Annotated in this window: 25 protein-coding genes and 1 rRNA gene; 6 read left to right on the forward strand and 20 right to left on the reverse strand. The window is 70.0% G+C overall.

Translation table 11 applies throughout. The features are described 5' to 3' along the window. Window positions 1-133: 133 nt before the first annotated feature. Window positions 134-1225: a lytic polysaccharide monooxygenase gene (locus AB0N90_RS29615; protein ID WP_365201824.1), complete on the forward strand. Its 1092-nt coding sequence runs from the start codon at window positions 134-136 to the stop codon at window positions 1223-1225. Between the two features lie 360 nt (window positions 1226-1585). Here the strand turns inward: AB0N90_RS29615 and AB0N90_RS29620 are convergent, their stop codons facing one another. The 4 genes from AB0N90_RS29620 to AB0N90_RS29635 all read right to left on the reverse strand — a co-directional run bounded on the left by AB0N90_RS29620 (window position 1586) and on the right by AB0N90_RS29635 (window position 7224). Then, window positions 1586-2026, reverse strand: coding sequence for a hypothetical protein (locus AB0N90_RS29620; RefSeq protein ID WP_365201827.1), 441 nt, complete (start codon window positions 2024-2026; stop codon window positions 1586-1588). Between the two features lie 16 nt (window positions 2027-2042). Then, window positions 2043-6305: a DUF6531 domain-containing protein gene (locus AB0N90_RS29625; protein ID WP_365201829.1), complete on the reverse strand. Its 4263-nt coding sequence runs from the start codon at window positions 6303-6305 to the stop codon at window positions 2043-2045. Continuing rightward, window positions 6295-6660, reverse strand: coding sequence for a hypothetical protein (locus AB0N90_RS29630; RefSeq protein ID WP_365201832.1), 366 nt, complete (start codon window positions 6658-6660; stop codon window positions 6295-6297). Before AB0N90_RS29630 ends, AB0N90_RS29625 begins: the two co-directional genes overlap by 11 nt. A gap of 111 nt (window positions 6661-6771) precedes the next feature. Then, window positions 6772-7224: an ATP-binding protein gene (locus tag AB0N90_RS29635; RefSeq protein ID WP_365201869.1), complete on the reverse strand. Its 453-nt coding sequence runs from the start codon at window positions 7222-7224 to the stop codon at window positions 6772-6774. 151 nt (window positions 7225-7375) lie between these two features. Between AB0N90_RS29635 and AB0N90_RS29640 the strand changes: the two genes are divergently transcribed. Together AB0N90_RS29640 and AB0N90_RS29645 are read left to right on the forward strand one after the other, a co-directional pair. Beyond that, on the forward strand, window positions 7376-8209 hold the full coding sequence (locus AB0N90_RS29640) for a DUF5753 domain-containing protein (RefSeq protein WP_086808411.1): 834 nt from the start codon (window positions 7376-7378) through the stop codon (window positions 8207-8209). Beyond that, window positions 8206-8382, forward strand: a complete 177-nt coding sequence (locus tag AB0N90_RS29645; RefSeq protein ID WP_153813556.1) for a DUF397 domain-containing protein — start codon at window positions 8206-8208, stop codon at window positions 8380-8382. Before AB0N90_RS29640 ends, AB0N90_RS29645 begins: the two co-directional genes overlap by 4 nt. Window positions 8383-8455: 73 nt before the next feature. Here AB0N90_RS29645 and AB0N90_RS29650 read toward each other — a convergent pair whose 3' ends face one another. The 5 genes from AB0N90_RS29650 to AB0N90_RS29670 form a co-directional block, all read right to left on the reverse strand. Beyond that, a complete protein-coding gene (locus AB0N90_RS29650; protein ID WP_365201836.1) occupies window positions 8456-10159 on the reverse strand; it encodes a bifunctional uroporphyrinogen-III C-methyltransferase/uroporphyrinogen-III synthase in 1704 nt (567 codons plus the stop codon). After that, window positions 10156-11118, reverse strand: coding sequence for a hydroxymethylbilane synthase (gene hemC, locus AB0N90_RS29655; RefSeq protein WP_365201838.1), 963 nt, complete (start codon window positions 11116-11118; stop codon window positions 10156-10158). The genes AB0N90_RS29650 and hemC overlap by 4 nt, the downstream gene beginning before the upstream one ends. Beyond that, window positions 11115-12794, reverse strand: coding sequence for a glutamyl-tRNA reductase (locus tag AB0N90_RS29660; RefSeq protein ID WP_365201841.1), 1680 nt, complete (start codon window positions 12792-12794; stop codon window positions 11115-11117). Before AB0N90_RS29660 ends, hemC begins: the two co-directional genes overlap by 4 nt. Beyond that, the gene (locus AB0N90_RS29665) at window positions 12791-13555 is read right to left on the reverse strand and encodes a redox-sensing transcriptional repressor Rex (RefSeq protein ID WP_086806697.1); all 765 of its coding nucleotides are present in this window, start codon (window positions 13553-13555) and stop codon (window positions 12791-12793) included. The genes AB0N90_RS29660 and AB0N90_RS29665 overlap by 4 nt, the downstream gene beginning before the upstream one ends. A 281-nt stretch (window positions 13556-13836) precedes the next feature. After that, window positions 13837-14127: a glutaredoxin family protein gene (locus AB0N90_RS29670; protein ID WP_365201844.1), complete on the reverse strand. Its 291-nt coding sequence runs from the start codon at window positions 14125-14127 to the stop codon at window positions 13837-13839. A 119-nt stretch (window positions 14128-14246) separates the two neighbouring features. On the opposite strand from AB0N90_RS29670, the gene AB0N90_RS29675 reads away from it, so the two are divergent. From AB0N90_RS29675 to AB0N90_RS29685, 3 genes are all read left to right on the forward strand, one after another. Next, window positions 14247-15176 (forward strand): HAD-IB family hydrolase, encoded by a 930-nt coding sequence (locus tag AB0N90_RS29675; RefSeq protein WP_361683278.1) that lies wholly within the window; start codon window positions 14247-14249, stop codon window positions 15174-15176. A gap of 325 nt (window positions 15177-15501) precedes the next feature. Next, window positions 15502-16296, forward strand: coding sequence for an ECF subfamily RNA polymerase sigma factor, BldN family (locus AB0N90_RS29680; protein WP_361683276.1), 795 nt, complete (start codon window positions 15502-15504; stop codon window positions 16294-16296). Between the two features lie 247 nt (window positions 16297-16543). After that, a complete protein-coding gene (locus AB0N90_RS29685; RefSeq protein WP_365201847.1) occupies window positions 16544-17749 on the forward strand; it encodes a DUF5667 domain-containing protein in 1206 nt (401 codons plus the stop codon). A 99-nt stretch (window positions 17750-17848) separates the two neighbouring features. Here the strand turns inward: AB0N90_RS29685 and AB0N90_RS29690 are convergent, their stop codons facing one another. The 11 genes from AB0N90_RS29690 to rrf all read right to left on the reverse strand — a co-directional run bounded on the left by AB0N90_RS29690 (window position 17849) and on the right by rrf (window position 26604). After that, complete coding sequence (locus AB0N90_RS29690; RefSeq protein ID WP_365201850.1) at window positions 17849-18934, reverse strand: lysophospholipid acyltransferase family protein; 1086 nt, start codon at window positions 18932-18934, stop codon at window positions 17849-17851. Between the two features lie 2 nt (window positions 18935-18936). Continuing rightward, entirely contained in the window at window positions 18937-20010 is a 1074-nt protein-coding gene (locus tag AB0N90_RS29695) for an NAD-dependent epimerase/dehydratase family protein (RefSeq protein ID WP_365201871.1), read from the reverse strand. A gap of 224 nt (window positions 20011-20234) precedes the next feature. Beyond that, window positions 20235-20333 carry an AURKAIP1/COX24 domain-containing protein gene (locus tag AB0N90_RS29700; RefSeq protein ID WP_003948845.1) on the reverse strand — a complete coding sequence of 33 codons (99 nt, stop codon included), beginning with the start codon at window positions 20331-20333 and terminating at the stop codon, window positions 20235-20237. Window positions 20334-20467: 134 nt separating this feature from the next. Then, window positions 20468-20680 (reverse strand): helix-turn-helix domain-containing protein, encoded by a 213-nt coding sequence (locus AB0N90_RS29705; RefSeq protein ID WP_046417307.1) that lies wholly within the window; start codon window positions 20678-20680, stop codon window positions 20468-20470. 129 nt (window positions 20681-20809) lie between these two features. Further along, a complete protein-coding gene (locus AB0N90_RS29710; RefSeq protein WP_365201873.1) occupies window positions 20810-21616 on the reverse strand; it encodes a phosphatase in 807 nt (268 codons plus the stop codon). Window positions 21617-21705: 89 nt separating this feature from the next. Next, window positions 21706-22878 (reverse strand): acetoin utilization protein AcuC, encoded by a 1173-nt coding sequence (locus AB0N90_RS29715; RefSeq protein WP_361683270.1) that lies wholly within the window; start codon window positions 22876-22878, stop codon window positions 21706-21708. After that, window positions 22829-24046: an MFS transporter gene (locus AB0N90_RS29720; protein WP_365201853.1), complete on the reverse strand. Its 1218-nt coding sequence runs from the start codon at window positions 24044-24046 to the stop codon at window positions 22829-22831. Before AB0N90_RS29720 ends, AB0N90_RS29715 begins: the two co-directional genes overlap by 50 nt. 23 nt (window positions 24047-24069) lie before the next feature. After that, window positions 24070-24816 (reverse strand): VC0807 family protein, encoded by a 747-nt coding sequence (locus AB0N90_RS29725; RefSeq protein ID WP_365201856.1) that lies wholly within the window; start codon window positions 24814-24816, stop codon window positions 24070-24072. Between the two features lie 105 nt (window positions 24817-24921). After that, window positions 24922-25566, reverse strand: coding sequence for an HAD family hydrolase (locus AB0N90_RS29730; RefSeq protein ID WP_365201859.1), 645 nt, complete (start codon window positions 25564-25566; stop codon window positions 24922-24924). Window positions 25567-25575: 9 nt separating this feature from the next. Then, complete coding sequence (locus AB0N90_RS29735) at window positions 25576-26388, reverse strand: DUF3050 domain-containing protein (protein ID WP_365201860.1); 813 nt, start codon at window positions 26386-26388, stop codon at window positions 25576-25578. A gap of 99 nt (window positions 26389-26487) precedes the next feature. Then, window positions 26488-26604: ribosomal RNA gene (rrf, locus tag AB0N90_RS29740) — 5S ribosomal RNA — on the reverse strand. Between the last annotated feature and the right edge of the window lie 143 nt (window positions 26605-26747).

Consider the following 26747-nt stretch of genomic DNA (forward strand, 5'->3'; position numbering starts at 1 on the left):
CCGCCGCCCCCGCCCGGGCCGCACTTTGTCCAGGCCGTTTACATATGGTTTACGCATCCCTATCCTCCGAGTGTGGGAGCGCTCCCACCCCGTACATCTCTGCCCAAGTCGATCTGCGAAAGGTCTCTCCCCCATGATCAGACGCAGCAGAACGGCGGCCCTGCTGGCCGCGTTGGCCGCCACGGTCTCCGCCTTAGGACTGATCCTCCTCGGCTCGGGGACCGCGTCGGCGCACGGCGTCGCCATGTTCCCCGGCTCGCGCACCTACCTCTGCTACAAGGACGCCATCACGAGCAGCGGCGCGGTCGACCCGACCAACCCGGCCTGTGCGGCGGCCATCGCGCAGAGCGGGTCGTCCTCGCTCTACAACTGGTTCGCGGTACTGGACTCCAACGCCGGCGGCAAGGGCCAGGGTTACGTCCCGGACGGCACGATCTGCAGCGCGGGCAACAAGTCGCCGTACGACTTCAGCGGCTACAACCTGGCCCGCGACGACTGGCCGAAGACGCACCTGACCTCGGGCTCCACCATCCAGCTCCAGTACAGCAACTGGGCGGCGCACCCCGGTGACTTCCGGGTCTACTTCACCAAGCAGGGCTGGTCGCCGACGACCCCGCTCGCCTGGTCGGACCTCCAGCTCGCCTCGACGGTCACCAACCCGCCCGCCTCCGGCTCGCCCGGCACGGACGGCGGTCACTACTACTGGAACCAGGCGCTGCCCTCGGGCCGTTCGGGCAACGCGCTGATGTTCATCCAGTGGGTGCGCTCGGACAGCAACGAGAACTTCTTCTCCTGCTCCGACATCGTCTTCGACGGCGGCAACGGCGAGGTGACCGGCATCCGGGGCAGCGGCGGTACGACCCCGCCCCCGGACGGCGGTGGCGGCACGACCCCGCCGCCCACCGGCGGCACCGGCTCCTGCATGGCCACGTACAACGTGGACAGCTCCTGGAGCGGCGGCTTCCAGGCCACGGTCACCGTGATGAACCACGGCACCGCCCCGACCAACGGCTGGCACGTCGGCTGGACCCCGGGCAGCGGCACCACGATCGGCAGCGTGTGGAGCGGCATCCTGTCCACCGCCTCGGGCGGCGGGGTGACGGTCGCCAACGCCGCCTACAACGGCACGATCCCGGCGGACGGCAGTACGACCTTCGGCTTCACCGCGACATCTTCGTCCGGCAACAACCTGCCATCGGGCACGCTCAACTGCACGACCCCGTAAGCCACTCCTGCCTGTGGGCGTCGGTGCGGGCGCCCACAGGCAGGCGCCCCACGGCGCTCGCTTGCGGCCGCCCGTGAGCGCACGGTACACACCAGCCTCATCCGCGACCACCCGCAGGGTGTCCTCCGCGAGCAGCGCGGCGAGTTACCCCGGCTTCCACAGCAACCACCGCGGCTCACCCGACCTGCCGAGCACCCGGCTCGGTAGCCGCCCCACGGCCGCCGCCACACCCACATACCCAGCCCTGCCACGGCATCGTCCGAAATGCCGGAAGTCGCCAAGCGTCGAATGTAGCCCCGAAACCGCGGCCATCACCGGGGCAGGCCGAACTTGGTGACACGGTCGGTGCGCCTGCCTGCTTCAGCGGACCGTCACGAAGCTCACCACCGGCCCGTCCTCCGTCTCGCTCGCAGCGACCTCGAACGAGCGGTCGGGGAAGGCATCACGCAGGCATCGACGCCAGGAGACGGCGATCTCCCCAGCCAGCGCGGAAGCGGCGGCCTCGGAGTCCCGATCTTCCGGGATGTTGATGTAGAGCGCGAGACGGAACTGGTTCAGTGCCGCCTCGATCGAGGTGGTATCACCCCGCAACTGGTCATACCAGGTGCGGAAGTTGTCTGGCTGGTAGACGCGATCCCACAGGATGCAGCCTTCCACTTCCACAAACCGGGGCATGAACGCGCGTGTGAACGCAGCCCACTCGCCCAGCCCTACCTGCTGCGAGAGGTAGTCGAGGTAATCAGCATCGTCGCCTACGGCCTCCGTCCACTCTCTTACGTCCCGAACTCTCAGCGGATCCATCGTTCGTCCTCCGCACTCACTGAGGAAGCTCATCGGGGCGTGCCGGCCGGGGCATCTTTTTCCACTTGAGGAACACTTCGCCGGTCTTCGGATTCACGTTCCTGGTCGTCTCCAGCGTGTGGGGCGCAGGTACTCCGCCATGCGGCTTGGAATTGGGGTCGACGTCGACCCGTTTGATGGGCAGGCCCTGATCGTCGTAAACAGCGTAGGCCGTCACCGTCCCATCATGCTTTCGGCGCACCAGGATCTCGTTCGGCTTCGCCTCATCGGGGAAGCGGCCACTGTGCGGTGTGGCATTGGACAGGTCGATTCCGCACTGGGGGGCCAGGCCCAGCGGATCCGTCCAGCCGAGGGCGTTGACCACGTAGGCATACGGATTGCTGGAGGGTTCCAGGCCCAGCGGGTCCGGGCTGATGTACCGGGCGGTTTCAGGGTCGTAGTAGCGATGGAGGTTGTAGTGCAGCCCGGTCTCGGGGTCGGCGTACTGGCCCGGGAAGCGCAGCGGGCAGTCGGCCGAGTCGCTGTCGGCCTCCGGGGACGCAAAGCCAGTGCCCCAGAGAGTGGTGCGGTGCTGCCAGACGAGATCTCCTGAGACGGAGACCAACTCCATGGGTGTGCCGATGGAGTCCGTCACCACGGCATGGAACCGGGGTGCGCGGCCGGGATCGGATTCCTCGGCCAATCGGGCGAGAAACGATGTGTTGTCCGGTGCACCTGTCGGAATATGGTCGGTCTGGGCCACCAGGCGATGGGTGCCTGGTGTGTAGTCCCAGGTGATGACCTGCCCGTCCGGAACGGTCTGCTCGGCCAAGGCCGAGTCGTCCCAGGAGAATTCCGTTCGGTCGGTCTCTGAGCCGGCCTCTGTCACGCGGTGCTTGGAGATGCGGCGGCCGAGCGGGTCATAGGCGTAACGCCAGCGGCCACCGTCCGGAGTTGTCACGTCCGTCAGCCGGTCCTCGGCATTCCAGACGTAGGTCCACGTGTGGCTCTGACCATTCAGGAGTTTGCGGGTCTTGCGGATCAGACGGCCGTGCGCATCGTAGGCGTACGAGGTTCGACCGGCTGACCGGACCAAGGTGCCCTCGAACTCGCGCTCACCCTGGGCGGCGTGGTCGGGGGCGGTGGCGTGTGAGACATTCCCAGCCGGGTCGTAGGCGTAGCCCTCGCTCCAGCCGTGCCCTCGAACACCGATGACTCGACCCGTGCCGTCGAGGTCGAAGCGACGCGTGCCCGAGGTCAACTCGCGGATCTCGGTGATGTATCCGTCCGCCCGGTGGGCATAGGTGCGGTGCTGGAGGAGACGGCGTTCGTCGGCTTGCGTTCCCGCGGTCAGGGTCTGCGCGATCAGCCGGCCTGACCCGCTCCAGACCTGCGTCAGGGTTACCTCGGCACCGATGTAACGCGCCGTCTCCCGGCCCGCCGCGTCGTGGGTGAAGTCCAGCGTGCCGGCGGGTGAGCGCAGATTGAGCGGGCGCCCTGCCGCGTCGTACGTCCAAGACGAGGTCAGCCCGGAGGGGGTCACACGCTGGGTCCGGCGACCGAGAGGGTCGTAGGCATGCGCGGTCGTACGCCCGTTGACTATCTCGGACACCACACGGCCAAGCGCATCCCGTTCCAGGATCACAGTGGCATGGCCGTTGTCAGCTTGCGCCAGGCCGCCGTCCGGGCCGTAGGAGAACGTCGAGAAGTCATCCGCGCTGGACCGCTGCTCCACGACGCGGCCCACCGGGTCCCGCGTGAAGTGTACGGTCTCTCCGGCACCGTTGGTGCGGGAGGCCAACTGTCCTGCCGCGTCATGCGTATACGTCAGTGTGCGGCCATTGAAGTCCGTCTCTGCGACCAGACGGCCGGCCTGGTCGTAGGCATACGTCCAGGTCCGCCCCTGAGGGTTGGTGACCCCGGTCAGCCGGAGTTCGGTGTCGTAGGCGAACGCGTAGCGGGTACCGTCCGGTTCGGTCTGCGTGGCGGGTACGTCGAAGTGCGTCGGTGTGTGGTGCGTCGTGTTGCCCACGGGGTCGGTGTGCGTGAGCAGATTGCCCTCGGCGTCCCAGGTCCATGACTCCCGCGTGCCGTCGACCTGTTCCCGCCAGGACGGTTTACCTTCTGCCGTCCAACCCAGGCGAGTGGTGTGCCCCAGCGGGTTGGTCACCTCGGTGATCCGGCCGAAGAGGTCGCGGTGGACCGTCGTCGTGTGGCCAAGTTCGTCCGTCAGGGCGACGGGGAGACCTGCCCCGTCGTATGCGATCTCACGGGTGTGTCCGAGGGCGTTAGTGATCGACGTCGGCCGACCCCCCGTGTCGTATGCGTACCGGGTCTCAGCCCCGAGCGGATCCACGGTCGTCAGCAGGTTTCCCCGCTCGTCATAGGTATGACGCCAGACTGCCCCACCCGGCTCGACCACCTCTGTCGGCACGCCAAGCGCGTTGTAGACAGCCTGTGCCACCGAGCCATCGGGGAGGGTGAGCTCGGTGGGGTTGCCAGCATGGTCGTAGACGTACTGAGTGGTGTGCCCCAGCGGGCCGGTGACTTTAAGTGGCTTGTCACCGTACTCGTCCCACTCCGTACGGGTGACATGCCCCAGCGGGTCCGTCTCCTCCACGACGAGGCCCTCGGCGTTGTAGCGGTGGACGGAGACGTGGCCCTGGGAGTCGGTGTACGTCGTCGTGCGGTTGGTGGCGTCGTAGGTCAGGGTGCCGGAGAGGATGCCGTCGATGCCCTCGGTGCGGGCGACGCGGCCGTGCTCGTCGTAGATGTAGGAGAACCAGGTGCCGTTGCGGTCGGTCCAGCGGGTGACACGGCCTTCGGCGTCATAGGTGAGGCGCAGGGGTTCGCCGCTGGAGTTGATGACCTCGGTGAGGTTGCCGGCGTGGTCGTAGCCGTAGCGCATGACGACCGTGCCCTCGTCGGGTGCGATGGCCGGGTGATAGCGGGAGGGCGGCTCGTCCAGCAGGCGCAGGGCGGTGATGCGGGGGCCCCGGGTGTCGACGGCGACGTAGTAGCCGCCGGAGTGGCGGATGCCGAACGGGACGCCCTCATCGTCGCGTTCGATGTCGATGCGGTTGCCGTTGCGGTCGGACCAGGAGTCCAGGGCCAGGTGGAAGACGCCGAAGGACGGGGAGGGAACCGGGGCGGCGAAGGTGCGGGTCACGCCTGTCGACGGGTCGGTGACCGTCATCGCGCCGTCCGGTCCACCGTCCCACTCCAGGGGCCAGCGGGCGCCCTTCACCGGCATCACCGCAACACCGGGTTCCGGCACCGGGTAGACCAGGCGCATGCCGTCGGCGGCGGCGAAGACGACGCCCTCGCCATCGATCTGGAGGCACTCGTCCAGGGTGGAGATCCAGGTCGGGCCGAAGCAGACACCACCGCGGTAGGAGGAGAGGTGGGTGCGAGTGAACTGGAACGGCAGGCTGCCTGGCAGCGACAGGTCCGTCTGTGTCATCAGCATCGCGCCGGTCGCCACGTCGATCGGCTCACCCACGCACGGGGTGCGCTCGGCGTTGCGGGCGGCCGGGCCCAGATCGACCAGGTCGGGGCGGAGCGACGGCGGACGCAGGAGCAGCGGGGTGGTATCGGCGAGTCCGCCTTCCATGCTCGCCTTCAGCAGGTCGCCGCCCGCGCCCAGGGCTCCCCCGTAGACCATGCCGTCCTTGGCGGCCTGGTTGACCTCGTCCAGGCTGAAGCCGTGCTGCAGACCGGTGACCATCTTCAGCGGCTGGGCCAGGGCGGCATCGACGGTGACCGACTCGACCCCGCCGAACGCGACACCGACGAAGGCGGCCGCGGTGATGTCGGCCACCGCCGCGGAGATCCCGACGCCCACCGTGGCGCCGAACTCGATGACCGCGTCCGCCGCGGCCGCCGCCGCCCCGGAGGCGATACCCGCGGTCATGACGGCCAGGGTGATGCCGCCCGCGATCACGGCGGCGTCGACCGCGATCCGGGTCCAGAGCTTGTTGATCGCATCGTCGATGGCGTCGGCGAGTTTGTCGAGCATGCCGGCCATCTGCCGTGCGGAGTGCGAGAGATCGCTCAGCCAGCCGCCGTCCTTGCCCTGGGCGTAGCGGCCCCAGAACTTGTCGAACGCCTCGATCGACTCACCGGTGTTGTTGTGGATGATCCCGGACGCACTGCGGTGCACCGGGGAACGGACGTCGTCCACCGAATCGGCGAACGCACGCCAGGCCTTCGCGGCGTCCCGCAGCTTGCCGGAGTCGGCCTCCGGCCACCACAGGCCCAACTTGAGCAGGACATGGCGGGCCTTGTCCTCAATGCTCACCGGGACCGCCGCCCTGCTTGCCGACCTTCACTTCCGTGAACATGCCGGCGATGAGCTGATCATTGTCCACATGCCCGTCCGACAGGTCCACCATGGCCTCGTGAATGCTCGTCAGCCCGAGCACCAGGATGCCCGCCGCGCTCTCGATCGACTTCTGATGCGGCTTGTAGACCCCGGCGAACTCCTTGACCGGCTCGTCATGGCCCCACGGTTCACCGAGGCCGTCCAAGGTCTCGATGAGAGTAGTCAGGGCCTTGCCCAGATCGATGGCTCCCTGCTGGAAAGCCGGCGCCGCCGCCTTGATATCGGCAGTCTTGATGTCCAGAACCTTGCCGGGGACCTTGCCATCACCCATTGACACCCCCGACTCCGTTGGCAGCTGCGCCCTCCGACCATAGGGCGGAAGGGCCAAGGAAAACCCATGTCAGGGTAATGCGGGAGTAACATCACGATGCCCGGCATGACTTCAGGCCAAAGCAGTGATCATCGCCGCACCGAACGCGCACTCCGCCCACACCGTCTTGCACGGCACCGGGCCCTGGCGGACGCCCCAGCGGGTGGACAGGGTGTCGACCAGGAGGAGGCCGTAGCCGGATCCGGAGGGGGTGGGGTTGCGGACCGGGAGGGATTCCGCGCGGGTGTCCGTGACCTCGATGCGCAGGACGCCCGGGGCCGTTACCGCCAGGGTCAGGCGGAAGCTGCGGCCCGGGACCCTGCCGTGCAGCACGGCGTTCGTCGCCAGCTCGGCCACGATCAGCCGTGCCGGGTCCAACGGGACGCCCCATGACTCCAGTTGCTCGACCGCGAGGAGCCTCGCCAGGCGGGCACCCCTGCGGGTGGCCGACAGCGGTACGGAGAACTGGCGCGGTGGCTTTTGCGCCAGCTCGGTCTGCTGAGATTCCTGATTCACATCACGCAGCGTGTCCGCACCTGCGTAGCCTGTGAATATCGGTGGCCCGTGCGACCAGTGCCTGTCCGTGAGTTGTCCGGATCCGTCCGGGCTGTACGACGTGACCAGCGACCCGCGTTCGCGGTTGGGCCCGGCAGTTGGCGACGGGAGGGCGGCGGACGTGAGCGACTGGGACGCGGAACTGGAGGACGAGGAGGCCGGGGCCGTCATTCGTACGGTAGCCCGGCAACTCAAGCTGTGGCGCGAGGCGGCGGGCCTCACCCAGGCCGAGTTCGGCACGCTGATCGGGTACGGGGAGGAACTGGTCTCCTCGGTGGAGCGGAGGCGGCGGATCCCCCGCCCCGAGTATCTCGACGCGGCGGACGAGGCGTTGGGCGCCAGCGGCAAGATCTCCGCGATGAGGACGGACCTGGAGGAGGTCCGGTACCCCAAGAAGGTGCGGGACCTGAAGAAACTTGAGGCGGAGTCGACTGAGCTGTGCGCCTACAACAACTCAGCAGTACATGGACTGTTGCAGACGGAGGAGTACGCAAGGGCAGGACTCCGCACGCGTCGCCCGGCCTTCACGGCGGACGAGCTGGAGCAGCGGGTAGCCGCTCGGCTGGCCCGTCAGCAGATCATCAACGACACGTCGCCCCGGCCTGCCTTCAGCTTCGTGCAGTGCGAATCGACGCTACGTCGACCCATCGGGGGCAGGATGGTCATGCGTAGCCAACTCGAACGACTGTTGGAAGTAGCCGAGTTACCTCACGTCGACCTACAGGTACTTCCCCTGAGCCTTGAGGAGAACTCCGGTCTCGACGGTTCGTTCAGGCTGCTCCGACTCAACGACGGCACCACCGTCGGACACTTGGAGGTGCAGCACATCAGCCGGGTGATCACCAACCCGAAAGAGGTGCAGCTCCTAGAGATGCGCTATGGAATCATCCGGGCACAGGCTCTCAACCCCCGAGAGTCGTCGGCCCGCATCGAGAAAGTGCTTGGAGAGACATGAAGCTGGAGTGGATAAAGAGCAGCTACAGCACGCCCGATGGACCGGACTGCGTCGAAGTAGCTGCCGTTCCCGAGCAGATCCTCGTCCGCGACTCCAAGAACCCCACCGGCCCCCGCCTCGCCCTCACCCCCACCACCTGGGCGAGCTTCCTGCCGTACGCGTCGAAGCACTGACGGGAAAAAGCCGCCCGCCCACCCATCAGCCAAGAGCTTCGGGTGGGCGGGTGGGCAAGGACCGCGAAAAACGTCAGGTCGTCGAACGACGCCTCCGCGCCCCCGGTCGCCGCTCGCTCGGACGCGTCACCGGGTCCCCCGACTCCAGCGCCGCGTCGCGGCGCTTCGCGCCGAAGTCGGCCAGGGCCTCGGCCAGTTTGGCGACCGAGGGTTCCGGGGCCATGACGTCGACGCGGAGGCCGTGTTCCTCGGCCGTCTTCGCCGTCGCGGGACCGATGCAGGCGATCACCGTCACGTTGTGCGGCTTGCCCGCGATGCCGACCAGGTTGCGGACCGTGGAGGACGAGGTGAACAGGACCGCGTCGAAGCCGCCGCCCTTGATCGCCTCGCGGGTCTCGGCCGGCGGGGGCGAGGCGCGCACCGTGCGGTAGGCGGTGACGTCGTCGACCTCCCAGCCCAGCTCGATCAGACCGGCCACCAGGGTCTCCGTGGCGATGTCGGCGCGGGGGAGGAAGACGCGGTCGATCGGGTCGAAGACCGGGTCGTAGGGGGGCCAGTCCTCCAGCAGGCCGGCGGCCGACTGCTCGCCGCTCGGGACCAGGTCCGGCTTCACACCGAAGGCGATCAGCGCGCGAGCCGTCTGCTCGCCCACCGCAGCCACCTTGATACCCGCAAAAGCCCGAGCGTCAAGCCCGTACTCCTCGAACTTCTCCCGCACCGCCTTGACCGCGTTGACCGACGTGAAGGCGATCCACTCGTAGCGGCCGGTGACCAGGCCCTTGACCGCGCGCTCCATCTGCTGGGGCGTGCGCGGCGGCTCCACCGCGATGGTGGGGACCTCGTGCGGCACCGCGCCGTAGGACCGCAGCTGCTCGGAGAGCGTCGCCGACTGTTCCTTCGTGCGCGGCACGAGCACCTTCCAGCCGAACAGCGGCTTGGACTCGAACCACGACAGCTGGTCGCGCCGGGCGGCGGCGGAACGCTCGCCGACCACGGCTATCACCGGGCGGCCGCCGTCCGGCGAGGGCAGCACCTTCGCCTGCTTCAGCGTCTGCGCGATGGTGCCGAGCGTCGCGGACCAGGTGCGCTGGCGCGTCGTCGTACCGGCGACGGTGACCGTCAGCGGGGTGTCCGGCTTGCGGCCGGCCGAGACCAGCTCGCCCGCCGCGGCGGCCACCGCGTCCAGGGTCGTGGAGACGACGACCGTGCCGTCGGAGGCGCCGACCTCGGTCCAGCAGCGGTCGGAGGCGGTACGGGCGTCCACGAAACGGACGTCCGCGCCGTCCGCGTCCCGCAGCGGCACACCGGCGTACGCCGGCACACCGACCGCGGCCGCCACGCCGGGTACGACCTCGAAGGGCACCCCGGCCGCGGCGCACGCCAGCATCTCCTCGGCGGCGTCCGTGTCGAGCCCGGGGTCACCCGAAACCGCACGCACGACCCGCCTGCCGCCCCGCGCGGCCTCCATGACAAGATGAGCGGCATCCCGGGCAGGAGACGGGGCAGCGGCGGTGGTTGACGTGCCGTCAACGACCGTGAGCTGCGGCGTGCCCGGTGGCGACGTGGAGAGGTTCCCGTCGGTGTGCACGACGGAGACGCCCTGCCGCGCGTGCGTCCGGATCACATCGAGCACCTCGGGCTCGGCGATCAGGACGTCCGCGTTCGACAGTGCCTCCACGGCGCGCAGAGTCAGCAGTCCCGGATCCCCGGGTCCGGCACCGAGAAAGGTGACGTGCCCGTGTTCCGGACCGGCGGCAGGAAGGGCGGTGGGGCTCAATGTGCTCGCTCCCCCATCAGACCGGCCGCGCCCTGGGCGAGCATCTCGGCTGCGAGTTCGCTACCGAGTGCCAGCGCACCCTCGTGCGTCTGGGGCACGGGACCGGTGGTGGACAACTGCACCATGCGGGTGCCGTCGGTGGTCCCGACGACGGCGCGCAGGCGCATTTCCTTGACAACTACCTGCCCGCCCCCCAACAGGTCGGCCAGCGCACCCACAGGTGCGCTGCAACCGGCCTCCAGGGCGGCGAGCAGTGACCGTTCGGCGGTCACGGCGGCCCGCGTGAACGGGTCGTCGAGCTCGCCGAGCGCCGCGATCAGGTCCGCGCGCTGGGCAGCGCACTCGATCGCCAGGGCCCCCTGGCCGGGGGCGGGCAGAACCGTGTCGACCGACAGGAAGTCGGTCACCTCGTCGATGCGGCCGATCCGGTGGAGTCCGGCGGCGGCCAGCACGACCGCGTCCAGCTCGCCGTCGCGGACGTACCGGATGCGGGTGTCCACGTTGCCGCGGATCGGGACCGTCTCTATGTCCAGTCCGTGGGCGCGGGCGTACGCGTTCAGCTGGGCCATGCGGCGCGGGGAGCCGGTGCCTATGCGGGCGCCGCGCGGCAGGTCGGTGAACTTCAGGTCGTCGCGCGCGACGAGCACGTCCCGCGGGTCCTCGCGCACCGGCAGGGCGGCCAGGACCAGGTCCTCGGGCTCGGCCGTGGGGAGGTCCTTGAGCGAGTGGACGGCGAAGTCGACCTCGCCGCGCACCAGCGCGTCGCGCAGCGCCGTGACGAAGACGCCGGTGCCGCCGATCTGCGCGAGGTGCTCGCGGGAGGTGTCGCCGTACGTCGTGATCTCGACCAGCTCGACCGGTCGCCCGGTCACCCGGCGGACGGCCTCCGCCACCTGACCGGACTGGGCCATGGCGAGCTTGCTCCGCCTGGTTCCCAGTCGCAGTGCCTTGTCACTCATGCCGGTCGGTCCTTCGTTTCTGTGCTGTCCTCGGCCCGGGAGACGGAGGCGACCGTCTCGGGGTCGAGGTCGAACAGGGTGCGCAGCGCGTCCGCGTACCCGGTGCCACCGGGCTCGGCCGCGAGCTGCTTGACCCGTACGGTCGGCGCGTGCAGCAGCTTGTCGACGACCCGGTGCACGGCCTGGCGGATCTCGCCGCGCTGGCGGTCGTCCAGGTCGGGCAGGCGGCCGTGCAGCCGCGCGATCTCGGCGGCGACGACGTCCGCGGCCATGGTGCGCAGCGCGACCACGGTCGGTGTGATGTGCGCCGCCCGCATGGCCGCCCCGAAGGCCGCGACCTCGTCGGAGACGATACGCCGCACCTGGTCCACGTCGGCTGCCATCGGCGCGTCGGCGGAGGCCTCGGCGAGCGACTCGATGTCCACCAGGCGCACCCCGGCGAGGCGGTGCACGGCGGCGTCGATGTCGCGCGGCATGGCCAGGTCGAGGAGGAAGACGACGGGCGCGGGCCGCTCGGCGACCGGCTCGGGGCGGCGCCGCTCGGGAATCCGGCCCACGGTGGCGGCGGTCGCGGCGAGCGCGGTGATCAGCTCGGCGTCCACCTCTGCGGACTCGGTGGTACGACCACCCGCCGGGCGCGTGTTGCCCCCGGCCGCCCAGGTCGCGTGCTGCTCCAGCGTTGCCGCGTCCATCCCGGCCACGGCGGCCTCGCCCAGGACGGAGAAGCCGGGCTGGGCGGCGGCCAGGTCCAGGGGGCAGTTCTCGTCGGCGGCGGGCTGCGGGGCCTCGGGCTTCACGGCCGTGAAAACGGGCTCGGTGACCGGCGGCTGCCCGGTGCGGCCCTCGACGGCCCCTGCGACCGACTCCGCCGTGAGCACCAGGCCCGTCGCCCCGGTACAGGAGACGACGACGTCGGCACGTGTCAGCTCGTCCGGCACGGCATTCATCCGTACCGCACGGGCGGTCACCGCGTTGTCGTCGGCCTCCTGGAGGATCTCGGCGAGGCGCTCGGCACGGTCGAAGGTGCGGTTGGCCACGACGATCTCGGCGACCCCGGCCCGCGCGAGCGTGGCGGCGGCCAGCGAGGACATCGAACCGGCGCCGATCACCAGCGCCCGGCGGCCGGCGGCCCAGCGCTGGACGTCGCCGCCCGCGGCCAGCTGCTCCAGGCCGAAGGTGACCAGGGACTGGCCCGCGCGGTCGATGCCGGTCTCGGAGTGGGCGCGCTTGCCCACCCGCAGGGCCTGCTGGAACAGGTCGTTCAGCAGCTTGCCCGCGGTGTGCAGGTCCTGGGCGCGGGCCAGGGAGTCCTTGATCTGGCCGAGGATCTGGCCCTCGCCGACGACCATCGAGTCCAGGCCGCAGGCCACCGAGAAGAGGTGGTGGACGGCCCGGTCCTCGTAGTGGACGTACAGATAGGGGGTCAGTTCCTCCAGGCCGACGCCGCTGTGCTGGGCGAGCAGCGTGGACAGCTCGGCGACGCCCGCGTGGAACTTGTCCACGTCGGCGTACAGCTCGATGCGGTTGCAGGTGGCGAGCAGCGCGGCCTCGGTGGCGGGCTCGGCGGCGACCGTGTCGTGCAGCAGCTTGGTCTGGGCGTCCGCGTTCAGCGCCGCCCGCTCCAGCACGCTGACCGGGGCGCTGCGGTGGCTCAGTCCGACGACGAGGAGGCTCATGCGGGCATCACGGCGGGTACGTCCCCGTCGGGTCCCTGGTCGGCGTCGTCGCGGGGGGTGACGGCGGCGGCCTTGCCACCGTCGCCGGCCGCGCTCTCCTCGCCGGACTTGCGCTGCTCGTGGAAGGCGAGGATCTGGAGTTCGATCGACAGGTCGACCTTGCGCACGTCGACGCCGTCCGGCACGGACAGCACGGTCGGCGCGAAGTTCAGGATGGAGGTGACCCCGGCGGCCACGAGCCGGTCGCAGACCTGCTGGGCGGCGCCGGCCGGGGTGGCGATGACACCGATGGAGACCCGGTCGTCCTTGATGATCTTCTCGAGGTCGTCGGTGTGCTGCACCGGGATGCCCGCGACCGGCTTGCCGGTCAGGCCCGGGTCCGCGTCTATCAGCGCGGCCACGCGGAAGCCGCGGGAGGCGAACCCGCCGTAGTTGGCGAGGGCGGCGCCGAGGTTGCCGATACCGACGATGACAACCGGCCAGTCCTGGGTGAGGCCGAGTTCGCGGGAGATCTGGTAGACGAGATACTCCACGTCGTAGCCGACACCGCGCGTTCCGTAGGAGCCCAGGTAAGAGAAGTCCTTGCGCAGCTTGGCGGAGTTGACCCCCGCGGCCGCGGCCAGCTCCTCGGAGGAGACCGTGGGTACCGAGCGCTCGGACAGCGCGGTCAGGGCTCGGAGGTACAGCGGAAGCCTGGCGACGGTGGCCTCGGGAATCCCTCGGCTGCGGGTCGCCGGTCGGTGTGTTCGGCCAGTTGCCACGGTGCTCCTGATGGTAGAGCGGGGCTGCGGGCGGTCATACGTCCCCAGACCGCCCCGTCGACAGCAGGCTATGTCTTTGTGAACGCGTGCACAAAGATGGTGTCCGATTTGCCCGGCAGAAGTGACCGGGGTCACGCACCTTTCGCGCCGTTGGCGGGAACCGGCGGGCACACACCGGCGTGCCTTCGTTACTGGGGGCAAAACCGCACACGCTCCTCACGAATCCCGCCCCCGAGACCAAACCGCCCGTAGATCCTAAGCGACTTTCGGGACCAGTTGGACTACTCGGTCAGTGCTTTGCGGAGTCGATCGGCGTTCACGCGCCAGAAGGTGTGCTGCTCGCCGTCGACCAGGACGACGGGGATCTGCTCCCAGTACCGGTCGTACAGCTCCTTGTCCTCGCTGATGTCCTTCCGGTCCCACGGCACCCCGAGTTCCCCGCAGACCTTCTCGATCACGGCCTGCGCGTCGTCGCACAGATGGCAGCCGGGCTTGCGGATCAGAGTGACCAGCCGTTCGCCGGGCTCGGTCTTCGCGCTCTTGTCGCCGTTACGTCGGAAGAGTGGACTCATACCGGCCATTCTCGCGCGCCGCCCCGGCACACCCGGTTTAACCCTTGCCTCACCCAGAGTTCACGGCCTTCGAACCTTCCGGCTCCGGAAGCACCGAACAGACTGGCTATGCTCACGACATGGCCGCTCTCGGATGGCTCACTCCCCGTAGGCGCTCCGCCACGGCGCGGAGCGTGTTGGCAGGCGAGGCCTCGGCCGAGGCCGCCCGCAAGTCCTCGGAGGAGGCACCGGAGACCGCGCGGCCCGACGCGGAGGAACCGGCTTTCCCGGTGATCGGCGACACCAGCGCGGCCGCCTTCTTCGACCTCGACAACACCGTGATGCAGGGCGCCGCGATCTTCCACTTCGGGCGCGGCCTGTACAAGCGGAAGTTCTTCGAGACCCGCGACCTGGCCCGCTTCGCCTGGCAGCAGGCGTGGTTCCGGCTGGCCGGGGTCGAGGACCCCGAGCACATGCAGGACGCCCGCGACTCGGCGCTGTCCATCGTCAAGGGCCATCGCGTCGTCGAGCTCCAGACCATCGGCGAGGAGATCTACGACGAGTACATGGCCGACCGCATCTGGCCGGGCACCCGCGCGCTCGCCCAGGCGCACCTGGACGCCGGGCAGAAGGTCTGGCTGGTCACGGCGGCGCCGGTGGAGATCGCCACGGTGATCGCGCGCCGGCTGGGCCTGACCGGGGCGCTCGGCACCGTCGCGGAGTCGGTGGACGGCATCTACACCGGCCGGCTGGTCGGCGAGCCGCTGCACGGGCCCGCCAAGGCGGAGGCGGTGCGCGCGCTGGCCTCGGCGGAGGGGCTCGACCTCGACCGCTGCGCGGCGTACAGCGACAGCCACAACGACATCCCGATGCTGTCGCTCGTCGGCCACCCGTACGCCATCAACCCGGACGCGAAGCTGCGCAAGCACGCGCGGGAGAAGGACTGGCGGCTTCGGGACTATCGCACCGGGCGCAAGGCGGCGAAGGTGGGGATTCCGGCGGCGGCGGGGGTCGGCGCGGTGGCCGGTGGCACCGCGGCGGCGATCGCCTTGAGTCGCCGGCGCCGGTAGGTCCTGGCCGAGGGGGGTCTCGCCGTAGAAGGTGGGCGCCTCCCGGCGGCCCTCCACGCGCCCGGAATTATGCCGCGGCCATTTCAAGATGCCCTGGAGTTCGCAGAAACACGCCCCTTTTCGGTCAAGAAATGATCAGGTTGCGTAACGGGTTAGGGCAACAACCGGTTACAGATGCGACGCAATCGGTGATTTGAGCAACTCGGTGTAGCAGGGCCTGCACGAAGCGTTATTCTCCTCAGACGCAAACCGGTACCCCTCCGTCGCCACGACGGGTGAACGGTTCCGCACTGCACGTGATGAAAGCTCTGCCTCTGGGAGTCCCGTGTACCCACACGTCGGGGTTGACGCCTCGGGCCTGGCTACGCTGCGCGCAACTGTCGCAACGGTCAAAGAGACGCTGCTGCGCGGCCTCGTCCCCACCGCGCTCACCGTCCCCGCCCTCGCCATCGCCGCGCCCACGGGCCCGTGCTACGCACTGGCCGACGGCGGTGCCGCCATCGCCAGACGCGGCCGCCCCGCGGGTGCCGGCGGCGGCGCCACCACCGCCCGCCGTCCGGCCGCCGACAGCGACAGCGCCCGGATGATGGATCTGGTCGAGCGCGCCCAGGCGGGCGAGGCCGAGGCCTTCGGACGGCTGTACGACCAGTACAGCGACACCGTCTACCGGTACATCTACTACCGGGTGGGTGGCCGCGCCACCGCCGAGGACCTGACCAGCGAGACCTTTCTGCGCGCCCTGCGCCGGATCGGCACCTTCACCTGGCAGGGCCGCGACTTCGGCGCCTGGCTGGTGACGATCGCCCGCAACCTCGTCGCCGACCACTTCAAGTCCAGCCGCTTCCGGCTGGAGGTCACCACCGGCGAGATGCTGGACGCCAACGAGGTCGAGCGCTCACCGGAGGACTCCGTCCTGGAGTCCCTGTCGAACGCCGCGCTCCTGGACGCGGTACGACGCCTCAACCCGCAGCAGCAGGAGTGCGTGACGCTCCGCTTCCTCCAGGGCCTCTCGGTCGCGGAGACCGCCCGGGTCATGGGCAAGAACGAGGGCGCGATCAAGACCCTCCAGTACCGCGCGGTGCGCACCCTCGCCCGGCTGCTGCCGGACGACGCCCGCTGAAAGCACCCGGCCCCGGCCCGCCACTCCGGGCGACCGCCAACTCACCTTCCGTAAAGGCGCGTTGACTTTCCGTACGGATCATCCGGGGTCCGTAACCCAAGTGCCGCGCCAGTCGTTGTGCGGGATACAGGCTCCCTGTGGTCACCTCCCGGCCAGCCCATCGCTCGATCGGGTGGAATGGCCGGGGGCGTGCAACCCTCAGGACCCCCTGGGGAGTCGACCGTCATGACGAGAGGAGGTGCCGCCAGTGATCGCGAACGTATCGGCGCACCGGCGGGCGAACGCCTTCGCCCAGGCCCTGGAGGAGCAGCCCGACCGGGACACGGCGGCCGAGCAGTCCGACGAACCGGCGGGTTCCCCGCCGACCACCGAGGAACTGACCGAGCAGGGCCGTCTGCTGGCCCTCGCGGACGGACTCGGCGCGCTGCCCAGGCCGCAGCTCGACCCCGACGTCAAGGTCGTCCAGCGCGCACAGCTGGTGGCCGCGATGGAGGCCATGCTCCAGGAGGGGACCGGGGCGGAGCCGACCGTACCGGGTCAGCGGAAAGCCAAGGGCACGCATCGGGCGAGCCCGCTGGGCAAACTCCGGCCGCGGACCAGGCTGACCAAGGGCCTCGCGGCCGGCGGACTCAGCGTGGGCGTGGCCGCGGGAGCCTTCGGCGGGGTCGCCGCCGCCAGCTCCCACGCCCTGCCCGGCGACTCGCTGTACGGACTGAAACGCGGCATCGAGGACTTCAAGCTCGACTATCTGAGCAATGGCGAGGACCAGCGCGGCCAGGTCTACCTCGACCAGGCCTCCACCCGGCTCGGCGAGGCCCGCCGGCTGATGGAGCGCGGCCGCGGCGGCCATCTCGACCATGAGTCCATCGGCGAGATCCGCCGCACCCTGTCCGGGATGCAGCACGACGTCACCGAGGGCCACCGGCTGCTGCACGCGGCCTACGAGGCCGATCCGGACCAGCTGGGCCCGATCCAGGCGCTGTCCACGTTCTCCCGGTCCCACCGCGAGGCATGGAGCGCGCTGAGCGACAAGCTGCCGGTGCAGCTCGGGGACGTCAAACAGCAGGTGTCGTCGGTGTTCGACGCCATAGACCAAGAGGTCGCCCCGCTGCAGTCCCTGCTGCCGCAGCAGTCCTCCCCGGGCGGCGACGGCAGGCATCGGGGCTCCGGCTCGGCGTCCCCCGGCACCCCTCGCTCCACCCCGCCGCGCCACAGCGCCCCGTCCGCCGGTCACAGCACCACTGAGCACCCGACCGGCACGGCCAGCGAGGGCACCGACGACGGGCTGCTCGGCGGCAGCACCGGCGGCCTGCTCGACCCGCCGAAGTCCAGCGGCGACAGCAGCACCCCGCCCACCACCAAACCCCCGGCCACCGCCCCCGACGTCACCCTCCCCCCGCTCCTCCCGGGCCTCCTCCCGGGACTGGGGATCGACAACGACCAGGCGAACTAGGGAAGTACGACAGCAAGGGCGCCCCCACCCGAGCGGGGGCGCCCTCGTCGTCGTACCGCGGCCAGAAGCCGTACCGCGGACCGGAGTTCGTACCGCGGGCTAGAAGAAGACCGACCGGCGCTGGACCAGCAGCTTGTACAAGGTGTGCTGGATCTGTTCCCGCACCTGGTCCGTGAGGTTGAACATCAGCATCGGGTCCTCGGCCGCCTCCGGCGGATACCCGTCCGTCGGGATCGGCTCGCCGAACTGGATCGTCCACTTCGTCGGCAGCGGCACCGCGCCCAGCGGCCCGAGCCAGGGGAAGGTCGGGGTCAGCGGGAAGTACGGGATGCCCAGCACCCGCGCGACCGTCTTCGCGTTGCCGATCATCGGATAGATCTCCTCCGCCCCCACGATCGAGCACGGAATGATCGGCACCCCCTGCCGCATCGCCGTCGACACAAAGCCGCCCCGCCCGAACCGCTGGAGCTTGTACCGCTCGCTGAAGGGCTTGCCGATGCCCTTGAACCCCTCGGGCATCACCCCCACCAGCTCGCCCTGCTCCAGCAACCGTTCCGCGTCCTCCGCGCACGCCAGGGTGTGCCCGAGCTTGCGCGCCAGCTCGTTGACCACCGGCAGCACGAACACCAGGTCCGCCGCGAGCAGCCGCAGATGCCGGCCGGCCGGATGATGGTCGTGGACCGCGACCTGCATCATCAGCCCGTCCAGCGGCAGCGTCCCGGAGTGGTTGGCGACGATCAGCGCCCCGCCCTTGTCGGGGATGTTCTCGACGCCCTTCACCTCGACCCGGAAGTACTTCTCGTACACCGGGCGCAGCAGCGACATCAGGACCTGGTCGGTCAGCTCCGCGTCGTACCCGAAGTCGTCGACCTCGTAGTCCCCGGTCAGCCGCCGCCGCAGGAACGACAGTCCGGCCGCCACCCGCCGCTCCAGGCCGCCCTCGTCAGCGGGATCGGGCCGGTCCACCGGCCGCTCGTCCTCGCCCACCGGGCCGTCCTGCGCCGCAGGCCCCCGCCCCGGCAGCCGCTGCACCTCCCCCAGCTCACCGGTCCCGGCCCCGGCGTCGCCGCGGCCACCGCGCCGGCCGCCCGCGCCCCGCCGTCTCCCGGACCGCTGTGGACCACCACCGCTCCCGCTCCCCCGGGACCGGTCGTCGTCGAAGGGAATGACCTTGGCGTCCGCCATCGTTACCGCGCTCCTCGGTCGGCGCTCTGCGTCGTGGACCGGCCGCCGCCCGGCAGGGCGAGCGCGGCGATCCGGTCGACGGCTCCCGCGACGGCCTCCGGCGGCAGCAGCCCCGCGCCCTGGCCCCGGGCGAAGTCCGCGAACGCCTCCGCCGTCGCATAGCGGGGCGTGAACCCCAGCGTCTCGCGCATCTGGACGGTGTCCACGACCCGCCCATGGGTCAGCAGTCTGAACTGCTCCGGTGAGAAGTCCGTCATACCCAGCGTACGGACCAGGGAACCGGCCCAGGTGACCGCGGGCAGCAGCAGGGACACGGTGGGCCGCCCGAGTCGCCGGGAGCACTGCGAGAGCAGCAGCACCCCGTCCCCGGCGATGTTGAACGTGCCGCTGTTGAGGGTGCCCCGGCGCGGCTCGTGCGCGGCGAGCCGCAGCACCTCCACCACGTCGTCCTCGTGCACGAACTGGAGCCGCGGGTCGTAGCCGAACACGGTCGGCAGCACCGGCAGCGCGAAGTACGAGGCGAGCGGGGTGTCCGCGGAAGGCCCCAGGATGTTGGCGAACCGCAGCACGCACACGGCCACATCGGGCCGCCGCCGGGCGAACCCGCGCACATACCCCTCGACCTCGACGGTGTCCTTCGCGAACCCGCCGCTGGGCAGCGACTTGGCCGGGGTGGTCTCCGTGAACACGGCGGGATCGCGCGGCGCGGAACCGTACACATTGGTGCTGGACTTGATCACCAGCCGCCGCACCGCCGGCGACTTCTGGCAGGCACCGAGCAGCTGCATGGTGCCGATGACGTTGGTCTCCTTGACCGTGGCGCGGTTGCCGCCGCCCAGCGCGGTGCCGGTGACATCGAGGTGTACGACGGTGTCGGCGCCGGTCTCGGCGAGCACTCTGGCCATGGTCGGCTGCCGGATGTCGGCCTGGATGAAGTCGGCCCCGCCCAGCTGGTGCGCGGGCGGCACCGCGTCCACCGCGATCACCCGCTCGACCTCCGGGTCCCGCTGGATCCGCCGCACGAACCGGCCGCCCAGCTGCCGGGCGACCCCGGTGACGAGCACGACCTTGCCCAAGATCAGCGCCTTCCTTCCCGCGTTACGCATGTTCCGCGTTCCCCGTGGGGGCCAACTTAGCGGGTGGATGTTGCGCTGTGATGACTGCCCGATGCGTGAGGTGACGGAAATTCCCCGGCCGGAGTCGGCCGGATCGCCACCAGGTCACCAGGTCACCGGGGATACGCCTGTGGCCCCCCATCATTGCCGATGGGGGGCCACAGAACACGCTCTCGCGTCGCCGCTTACTTCTTGTTGCGGCGCTGAACGCGCGTGCGCTTGAGCAGCTTGCGGTGCTTCTTCTTGGCCATCCGCTTGCGCCGCTTCTTGATAACAGAGCCCACGACTACCCTCGCTCACTTCTCATCACTCGGTTGTTTGGGCGCCATGGGCCCACACGACCTACGAGGGGCTAGCCTACCCAACCGAGCGCTGAGGTCGTAATCGAGGGTCTCCGGGGATCCCCCGGAGGGGATCGTCAGGCCGTCTCCACCCCCACATAGCTGTCGCGGAGGTACTCGTGGACCGCTTGCTCGGGGACGCGGAAGGACCGCCCCACCCGGATCGCGGGCAGATGACCGCTGTGCACCAGGCGGTACACGGTCATCTTCGACACTCGCATCACCGTGGCGACCTCCGCCACGGTCAGGAACTGAACCTCGTTCAGAGGCCTCTCGCCAGCTGCAGCCATGACACACCTGAACCTTCCGCACTCGACGGCCACCGGCTTCCCCTTCCGGTGACTCTTCGTCGTTGCGTGCTCACTCCCCAGACTAGGGGCGGGTGATGCGAGTGGGGAAGAGGTGCACCCATCGGCGGCCTACTGTGACAGACATGCGCGTTTGAGTACGTAGCGGGTGAGTGGCAGGTAGTGACTAGACCGGACTCCGTCGTCCAGGGGTACGACGACCCGGACGGTGCCCTCCGCCTGTCCGACGAACGGCGCGGGATCGTCGGAGTCGGCCGGACCGATCGCCTCGAACCCCAGCTGACCTGCGCCGCAGAGCCAGCCGTGGTCGCCGACGACCAGCTCGGGCAGCGGACCGCCGGCGGCCGCCGCGACCTGAAGGGCGACCCTGACCGGCAGCGGCGAATGGCAGTGCGCGCCAGGCTCACAACCGGGGCGCCCGCCCTCGGTTTCCCGCACCAACGCGACGCGTCGTACGTAGTCGATGCGATGCGTGCGTAGACCGAACTGGGTCAATATGTCGACACAGCGACCCTCCGCGGGGGTGAGGACCTCACATCCCGCCGCCGAGAGGGCGTCCGCGAGGGCGGCGTAGAAACCCAGCAGCGAGCGCGGGTGCCCGGTGCCGAACAGCACCGGTGCGTGACGCCGCGCGGCCGCCGCGAGTCTTTCCGCGAAGGCGTCCAGCGCGGCGAGCGTCCGCGCCGGATCGATCACATCCGGCCCCGAGCGGTGCCGAGGATCGGCCGAAACACCGCACCTGCGCGCCATCAGCCCGAGCAACTCCGGCTCGCCCCAGGCCCCTTGCGGGTCGATCCCGAGCAGCACCCGGGGATCGCGGGCCGCGAACTGACGGTACCTCCGCAGACTCCGCTCCCGGGGGGTCTCGACGACCCCGGCCAGCCGGGCGGCGGACAGGTAGGTCAACACGCTTGCGATGGTGGCGCATCGGCATGCCCGGTAAGGGAAATACCGGGGTATTTGCGCACGGTTGGCGTAAGGGGCCCCGGCGGGTTCCCGGGACTTTTCTAAGGGAGCAGGCCCCGCAAGGGGAAGGCTGCGCGGCGGGTCGCCAGGACGGACTGGTCCAGGCGGTCGGCGGGGTCGTAACCCCCCTCCCACGGCGCCCAGGAGACCGGCCAGCGGCCGTCCGTCATCCGCTGGGGAGCCAGCTCGCGGGTGCGGGCGTAGACCTCCTGGCGCCAGCCCTCGGGGATCACCGTCTCCGGAGTGACCGGCCGCCCCGCCGCGATGGCCACGAGATGCGTCCAGGAGCGGGGTACGACGTCCACCACCGCGTAACCGCCGCCGCCCAGCGCGACCCACTTCCCGTCGGCGTACTCGTGGGCCAGCTCATGGCAGGCCAGTTGCACCGCCCGCTGCGCGTCCAGCGAGACCGCGAGATGCGCGAGCGGATCCTCGAAGTGCGTGTCGGCCCCGTGCTGGGAGACCAGCACCTGCGGCCGGAAGTCCGCGAGCAGTTCGGGCACCACCGCGTGGAACGCCCGTACCCACCCGGCGTCCCCGGTCCCGGCCGGCAGCGGCAGATTCACCGCTGCCCCCTCCCCCGCCCCGGCGCCGGTCTCCTGCGGCCACCCGGACTGCGGGAACAGCGTGCGGGGATGCTCGTGCACCGAGATCGTCAGCACCCGGGGGTCCTCCCAGAACGCGGCCTGCACCCCGTCCCCGTGGTGCACGTCCACATCCACATACGCGACCCGCTCGACGCCCAGCTCCAGCAGCCGCGCGATGGCGAGCGCCGCGTCGTTGTACACACAGAACCCGGACGCGGCCCCCGGCATCGCGTGGTGCAGCCCGCCGGTGAAGTTCACGGCGTGCAGGGCCTCGCCCCGCCACACCGCCTCCGCCGCCGCCACCGACTGCCCCGCGATCAGCGCGGACACCTCGTGCATCCCGGCGAACGCGGGATCGTCCAGCGTCCCGAGCCCGTACGACGCGTCCGCCCCCGCCGGGTCCGCGGAGGCGGCCTTGACCGCCTCGATGTAGTCGTCCCGGTGGACGAGGCGCAGCGTGGACTCCCCGGCCGGCTTCGCCGCGACGATCTCCAGCTCCCGGTCGACTCCCAGGGCACCGACCAGCTTCCGGGTCAGCGCCAGCCGTACCGGGTCCATCGGATGCCCGGGGCCGAAGTCATAGCCCGTTACTGCCTCGTCCCACATCAGCTGTGCGCGGCCGCTCATGCCCGCCACCGTATCGGCCCCCGCTCGTCGCGAACGACCTGGCGTACGCGAGCGTCACCAGCACCAACACCATCGGCAGCAGCATCGCCCCGCGATAGCTCCAGGCGTCTCCCACCGCGCCCACCAACGGCGATCCGACCAGGAAACCGACGTAATTGAAGATGTTCAGCCGCGCGACCGCCGCGTCCGACGCCCCGGGGAACAGCCGGCCCGCCGCCGCGAAGGTCTGGGGCACCAGCACGCACAGCCCGAGGCCCAGCAGCGTGAACCCGAGCATCCCCACCCATGCCCCGGGTGCCACCGCCACCACCGCGAACCCGGCGGCCGCCACCAGCGCCCCGAGCCGTACGACCGCCGCCGCGCCGAACCGCCGTACCCCGAAGTCCCCCAGGGTCCGCCCGGCCAGCGTGGTCACCATGTACACGTTGTACGGCACCGTCGCCAGCTGCTCCGAGCTGCCCAGCACGTCCTTCAGGTATTTCGCGCTCCAGTTGGAGACCGTGGAGTCCCCGATGTACGCGAAGGTCATCACCAGGCACAGCGGCAGCAGCAGCTTGAAGACCACGCCCCCGCCGCCGCTGCCCTGCGCCACCGGCGCCGCCGCGTCCCCGTCGACGTACCACCGGCTGCCCACGAGCGTCGCCGGCAGCAGGACGGCCACCACCGGCAGGTACGACACCCACAGCGCCAGCTGCCAGTGCGCCCCGGCCCACGCGAGCGAGGCCCCGACGATGCCGCCCAGGCTGTACGCGGCGTGAAAGCTGAGCATGATGCTGCGCCCGTACGACCGCTGGAGGCTGACCCCGAGCATGTTCATCGAGGCGTCCAGCATCCCGACCGCCAGCCCGAACACACCGAGCGCCACCGCCACCGCGGCCAACTGCCCCTGCCCGCCCGCCCCCGCGGCCAGCAGCGCGAGCAGTACCACCGGCTGGGACCAGCGCAGCAGCCGGCTGGGCCGGACCCGCTTGACCAGCTGCTCGGTGGTGACGCTGCCGACGCCCGCGAGCACCGGCACGGCAGCCAGAAAGACCGGTAGCAGGGCATCGGAGATGCCGTACCGGTCCTGGATGGCGGGGATGCGCGTCACCAGCAGGGCGAAGGCGGCGCCCTGGGCGAAGAAGGCGAACGCCAAAGAGGCCCTGCCTCGCCGCAGCAGTTCAGTCATGGCGGCGAGCGTAGGGCCCCGGCTTACTTGTGGGTAGACATCGCCAAAGGTGAATTTCCTTCAGCTTCGACGGTGGCGGTCCCGGTGGCGGCCTCCGCCTCCAGCAGCCGCTCCATCGGGCCCGCGGCCAGCACCCCGCTGATCCGGAAGGCGACCACCATCGTGGCGATCAGGACGACGGTGCCGAGCCAGACCATGGTGTCCACGGGGACGGTGTAGGCGCCGACGACCCGGGCGACGCACTCGGCGAGCAGGGCCACGCCCCAGACGAGGGAGAACAGCCGCTCCCGCCGCCGGAATTCCGCGGACCGCACCGAGGTGCCGCCGGTCAGCCGCTGCCAGGCGGCCTCCTTCACCGCGTCCCCCTTGACCAGGAAGGGCAGCACCGCGGTGGTCATCATCGGCCGGCCGAGCCAGACGGAGACCAGGATGCCGATGCCGACGGTGCTGCTGACCGCGCCGTCCTTGGCGAGCATCAGCCGCGGGTCCCCGGCGAGCGTGCTCACCAGCAGGGAGACGAGGTTGACCACCAGGATCAGGCAGGCCAGCGCGTTGGCCCGGCGCTCGCGCACCAGGCCCCACACGGTGCGCGCCGCCGGGACCACACTGCTCCAGGCGAGCGCCGCGATGGTGCTCGCGCCGAGGCCGTCCTTGAGGACGTAGTACGCCCCGATGGGCACGGCCACATCGATGATGAGCGGCCGGAGGTTGTCCAGCATGCTCGGGTTCTGCTGCGTGTTCCGGCTGTGGTTCCCCGTGTTCTTCGTCATGCCCTCAGCTTCCCGTCCGGCGGGGGTGTGCCGGTAGAAACGTTCGTCCGGACGACGGCATGACAGATGTCAGGCACCGGCGGATGGCACGGGTCATACCGCGGGTCATTTCAGCAGGTCGGGCAACTCCCCCATGTCCGCGAACAGTTGGGTGGCTCCGGTGAGCCGCTCGGCCGGGGTCATCGCGGTGAACCCGTAGACGTCCATCCCGGCCGCCACGGCCGCCTGGACTCCCAGCGGGGAGTCCTCCACGACCGCGCACCGCCCGGGGGCGACGCCCATCCGCTCGGCCGCGTACAGGAAGAGGTCGGGCGCGGGCTTGCCCTTGCCGACGTCCTGCGAGCTGAAGATCCGCTCCTCCCGGAACCACCGGTCGAGCCCGGTGGCGCGGTGCCCCACCCTGATCCGCTGATGGCTCCCGGAGGAGGCCACGCAGTACGGCACCCCGTCCGCGGCCAGCTTCTCCAGCACCTCGGCGGCGCCCGGCACGGGCCCCAACTCCCGCTCGAACGCGGCGAAGACACGCGCGTGGAAGACATCGTCGAAGTCGGCGGGCAGCCGCCGTCCGGTGCGCTCCAGGACGAGATCGTGCACCCGGTGCATCGCCGAGCCCATGTAGTCGCGCAGGGAGTCCTCGTACGACGTCTCGATCCCCAGCTCGGTGAGGTAGGCCGCCAGGTGGCGGTTGGAGATCGGCTCGCTGTCCACCAGGACGCCGTCGTTGTCGAAGATGATCAGGTCATAGCGCATGCCCCCAGCCTAAGAGCCGGTGGCCAGGCCTCCTTCGCGGAGCCGCCCCAGGATGGCGTCCCAGAACCGGGCCCGCTCGCCCAGCGCCTCGCGGACCGCGTGGGTGCACTCCTCCCATTTCCGGCTGTCGTCACCGCAGAGGTCGACCAGCATGCGCATGGCCATGGGGGTGTGCTCGTCGGCGTCGACCTCGATGTGCCGGTGGAGGTAGTTCTTGAACTTGGCGAGGCTTCCGTCGCGGTCGTCGATGCGGACGACCTGCTCGAACATCTCCGGGATCAGGTCCTCGCGTCCGAAGGCGAACACGGCGGCCTGGATGTGCACCGGGGCGGTCTCGATGACGTGCCAGGTGGCACCGACGAAGTCCCGCACCGGGAGCGGCGCTTCCGCGGCCACGAGGGCCTTGGGGACGGGGGTGCCGGACCGGATCAGGTCGAGGAAGGCGTCCAGCGGGCGGGGGTCGGCGCCGACGTCATCCATCGCGGCCCGGTACAGCTCGAAGTGGGAGATGAATCCCTCGTCCAGTTCGTCGCTCTCCTCCACCAGGGTGATCTCGTTGATCAGCCGGCGGGAGGCGACCGGGCCCTGCGGCACCCACGGCACGCCGGTGCAGGTCAGCTGCCGCTGGAGGCTCTTCAGCAGGGACATGAAGTCCCATACGGCGAAGGCGTGGTGCTCCATGAACACCGCGACGTCCCGGCGGCTGCGGAAGCTGGTGTAGAGGGGGTGACCGGTGACCTCGGTGCGGACGGCCGCGATGTGCTCTTTGAGCGCGAGGACACCGGGGTGTTCGACGGAGGACTTATAACGGGACATCGTCATGGGCTGATAACGTGCCGAGCTCTTCAGAGGACACTGTTGGAATTGTCCCGGAACGCAGAAAACCCCCGCACCAACGGTGCGGGGGTTTCCCTAAAAATTGTTCGGCGGCGTCCTACTCTCCCACAGGGTCCCCCCTGCAGTACCATCGGCGCTGAAAGGCTTAGCTTCCGGGTTCGGAATGTAACCGGGCGTTTCCCTAACGCTATAACCACCGAAACACTATGAAACATTCAACCAGCAATGGTTGTTCGTGGTTTCAGAACCAACACAGTGGACGCGAGCAACTGAGGACAAGCCCTCGGCCTATTAGTACCGGTCACCTCCACCAGTTACCTGGCTTCCAGATCCGGCCTATCAAC

The sequence above is a fragment of the Streptomyces sp. NPDC093018 genome (assembly GCF_040684035.1).
In the GTDB taxonomy this organism is placed as follows: domain Bacteria; phylum Actinomycetota; class Actinomycetes; order Streptomycetales; family Streptomycetaceae; genus Streptomyces; species Streptomyces murinus.

What these genes read in the sequence shown, in the direction of transcription:
- AB0N90_RS29615 (WP_365201824.1), top strand. Translation starts at nt 134, where the DNA reads ATGATCAGACGCAGCAGAACGGCGGCCCTGCTGGCCGCGTTGGCCGCC.
- AB0N90_RS29620 (WP_365201827.1), bottom strand. Translation starts at nt 2,026, where the DNA reads ATGGATCCGCTGAGAGTTCGGGACGTAAGAGAGTGGACGGAGGCCGTA.
- AB0N90_RS29630 (WP_365201832.1), bottom strand. Translation starts at nt 6,660, where the DNA reads ATGGGTGATGGCAAGGTCCCCGGCAAGGTTCTGGACATCAAGACTGCC.
- AB0N90_RS29645 (WP_153813556.1), top strand. Translation starts at nt 8,206, where the DNA reads ATGAAGCTGGAGTGGATAAAGAGCAGCTACAGCACGCCCGATGGACCG.
- hemC (WP_365201838.1), bottom strand. Translation starts at nt 11,118, where the DNA reads ATGAGTGACAAGGCACTGCGACTGGGAACCAGGCGGAGCAAGCTCGCC.
- AB0N90_RS29660 (WP_365201841.1), bottom strand. Translation starts at nt 12,794, where the DNA reads ATGAGCCTCCTCGTCGTCGGACTGAGCCACCGCAGCGCCCCGGTCAGC.
- AB0N90_RS29670 (WP_365201844.1), bottom strand. Translation starts at nt 14,127, where the DNA reads ATGAGTCCACTCTTCCGACGTAACGGCGACAAGAGCGCGAAGACCGAG.
- AB0N90_RS29675 (WP_361683278.1), top strand. Translation starts at nt 14,247, where the DNA reads ATGGCCGCTCTCGGATGGCTCACTCCCCGTAGGCGCTCCGCCACGGCG.
- AB0N90_RS29690 (WP_365201850.1), bottom strand. Translation starts at nt 18,934, where the DNA reads ATGGCGGACGCCAAGGTCATTCCCTTCGACGACGACCGGTCCCGGGGG.
- AB0N90_RS29705 (WP_046417307.1), bottom strand. Translation starts at nt 20,680, where the DNA reads ATGGCTGCAGCTGGCGAGAGGCCTCTGAACGAGGTTCAGTTCCTGACC.
- AB0N90_RS29715 (WP_361683270.1), bottom strand. Translation starts at nt 22,878, where the DNA reads ATGAGCGGCCGCGCACAGCTGATGTGGGACGAGGCAGTAACGGGCTAT.
- AB0N90_RS29720 (WP_365201853.1), bottom strand. Translation starts at nt 24,046, where the DNA reads ATGACTGAACTGCTGCGGCGAGGCAGGGCCTCTTTGGCGTTCGCCTTC.
- AB0N90_RS29725 (WP_365201856.1), bottom strand. Translation starts at nt 24,816, where the DNA reads ATGACGAAGAACACGGGGAACCACAGCCGGAACACGCAGCAGAACCCG.
- AB0N90_RS29730 (WP_365201859.1), bottom strand. Translation starts at nt 25,566, where the DNA reads ATGCGCTATGACCTGATCATCTTCGACAACGACGGCGTCCTGGTGGAC.
- AB0N90_RS29735 (WP_365201860.1), bottom strand. Translation starts at nt 26,388, where the DNA reads ATGACGATGTCCCGTTATAAGTCCTCCGTCGAACACCCCGGTGTCCTC.